Here is a 2723-nt window from a genome sequence, read left to right as displayed (position 1 = left end):
TCCAGTTGCATAAATGTATCCGGCCTCTCGCGAGTGGGCTGCGGTTGCAGCCAGGCCATGATGAGATCCGCACACGCCGTTCCCAATAAATGGTTCGGGCACGAAGCCCGCTTTTTTGCGCAGGACTTACGGCATGTTGATCCACTGTTTCGTCATCACTATTCCCGAGCCTTGCAATCGCGCTTGGATCGTCAGGTGAAGGCAGGGTCTCTGCGTTCGTAGAGCGCTCCAGGCTTGGTCAGGACAACCCAGACAATCCGGGCCATTTTAGCGGCAAGTGCGACGACGGCTTTGTCGGGGTGCATCCGAGCCTGGAGGCCATCCAGCCAGCTCCCCAGTCGATCCCTCGTTCGATCGAGATGTCGAAAGCAGGATCCTGCTCCATGCACGAGCAATTTGCGCACGTAGCGGTTTCCTCGCTTGCTGATACCGAGAAGCCTTTGCTTTCCGCCGGTCGAGTATTCTCGCGGCACGAGGCCGAGCCACGCGGCCAGATCGCGGGCTTTCTGGAATTGTCGACCGTTTCCAATGGCAGCAAGGAGTGCAGTCGCCCCCAAAGCTCCGATCCCAGGGATAGTCATGAGACGTCGTGCGATATCTTCGCGATTTGCGACCGCCTCGATCTCGCGTGTGAGGTCACCGATGCGGTGTTCCAACTGGCGCAAGTCGGCGAACAGGTTTGCGAGCAGCTTACGCATCGCCGGCGAAAGATCGTTTGATTGATCCTCGAGAACCTGTGGCAGGTCGAGCTTGAACAGACCTGCACCCTGGCGTAGGGCAATCCCGTATTCCAGGCAGAAGGCTCGCATCTGATTGATCAGACGCGTTCTCGTTCCGATCATCTGGTCCCGCACCCGGTGCAAAGCCTGAAGATCTGCTTGTTCCTCGCTCTTGAGTGCAGCAAACCGCATCGTTGGCCGCGTGGCTGCCTCAGCGATCGCCTCCGCATCGATGATGTCGGTCTTGTTCGACTTGACGTAGGGCTTCACGAATTGCGCGGGGATCAAGCGCACCTTATGTCCGAGCGCCTGTATCTTCCTGGCGATCCACTGAGATCCTGCGCACGATTCCATCCCCACGATTGCCGGTGCTGCTCGCTCGAAGAACTGTAGCAGCGTGTCGCGTCGGAAACGAACCTTCTGGACTGGCACGCCATCGCTTCCGAGGCCGACGACGTGGAATATATTCTTGCCGATATCAATTCCATAAACAGCCGCAGGGCGCGGCACATTGCGTTTCGGCATTGCAACCTCCTTTGGTTTAGCCGCCTCATGGTGCAGCAGGAGGACGAGGCGGACCATCCCATTAGTGGTGACGCCCGCAGCAGGGCGGAAAGCTGTCGCGCATCTGATGGGTCACCACGAGATGAGCGAACGGCGGGCGTGTAAAGCCATGGGCTTTTGCCGAATGACGATCCGCTACGAAACCAGACGCAGCGATGACCATGACCTTCGCGAGCGGATGTAGGCGCTGGCGCATGAGCGCCGTCGCTTTGGATATCGACGCCTTCATGTGCTGCTCAGGCGTGAGGGTCATCTTGTGAATCACAAGCGGCTCTTCCGGCTCTATCGAGAGGAGAAGCTGACAGTGCGCAAACGTGGTGGCCGGAAGCGAGCGATTGTTACACGCGCGCCGATGCTGATCCCGATGGCAGCCAATGATCGTTGGTCGCTGGACTTCGTCTCGGATCAATTGACCGATGGCCGCTGGTTCCGGATTTTGGCGGTCGTCGACGATTGCACCAGAGAATGCCTGGCACTCGTCGCCGATACCTCACTTTCCGGTCTGCGGGTTGCTCGTGAGCTGGAGCGGATCATCGAGGGGCGTGGCAAGCCGAAGATGATTGTCAGCGACAATGGCAGCGAGTTCACCAGCAACGCGATCCTGCAATGGACGGACCGGGCCAAGGTGGACTGGCACTACGCGCCGGGCAAGCCGATCCAGAACGCCTTCATCGAAAGCTTCATGTATAGACGGCCCCGCGGGCGCAAGAGGCTTTCTGCAAATTTTAGGTCATCGTACGCGTGCGTTCATGTATTCGGCCTTTGTCTGCGACCGAGACAATTGTCGCTGGCCCTGATGGAGTACGCGGATCGAGGCCTCATCAACGGGTCGCGCTTGAATGCAGCGCCTAAAGCTCTCCGGGTTTACTCGATCCTCAGCTCCGCTGGATGACCATCTTTTGCTTCTGCAACGCCGCTACTGCCGCGAATATAACAACCCAAAACCGCCGGAGCGAACTCAAAACTGGATAAAACTTGGGGGCAAGGTCATGGTGAAAGGGCGTATCGTCCGGGTTCAGGCGGTGAGACAGTCATGTCAACTTTGTGCGACAGTGATTGCGAGCTTGAGCAGACTCGAAAATTGACTCGAAATTCCTGGGGAGAACCGGCGCGCTCAAATGCGGGAAAACGCATCGTAAGGGAGCCGCTTCCCAACCGATTTCAGCCCCTTTCAGGGCATTTTGAGACCGTCGAAAGGTGATTCAGTGCCGTTTCGAGCAGCACCAAAAGGTTGTTTTTTCAAGCCTTCGGACGACACCGCTTCTCGCGAGCGATATTGAAAAATCGTGCGGAAACAAAGGCTAACTTAACTCCAATTTCCTGCAGCAGCAAGCCCGCTTCGACGACTTCGTCGAGGAGTTCAACAGCGAGCGGCCCCACCAGGCGCTCAACATGGCCTACCCGGCAGAGCGCTACGACGCGTCACCGCGCGCCTACCGC

At 57.9% G+C, this 2723-nt stretch carries 1 protein-coding gene and 1 pseudogene; one reads left to right on the top strand and one right to left on the bottom strand.

All coding sequences use genetic code 11. The annotated features are described in order from the left end of the window. Positions 1 to 191 precede the first annotated feature (191 nt). On the bottom strand, positions 192 to 1244 hold the full coding sequence (locus AAAB35_RS12130; protein WP_112648275.1) for an IS110 family transposase: 1053 nt from the start codon (positions 1242 to 1244) through the stop codon (positions 192 to 194). A 64-nt stretch (positions 1245 to 1308) separates the two neighbouring features. On the opposite strand from AAAB35_RS12130, the pseudogene AAAB35_RS12125 reads away from it, so the two are divergent. Further along, positions 1309 to 1965 (top strand): annotated as a pseudogene (locus AAAB35_RS12125) (IS3 family transposase); the annotation flags it as partial. Between the last annotated feature and the right edge of the window lie 758 nt (positions 1966 to 2723).

The organism is Phyllobacterium sp. (assembly GCF_037994425.1).
Taxonomy (GTDB): domain Bacteria; phylum Pseudomonadota; class Alphaproteobacteria; order Rhizobiales; family Rhizobiaceae; genus Phyllobacterium.
The sequence above is the reverse complement of the archived record's forward strand: the minus strand, read 5'-3'. Positions and strand labels throughout refer to the sequence as shown.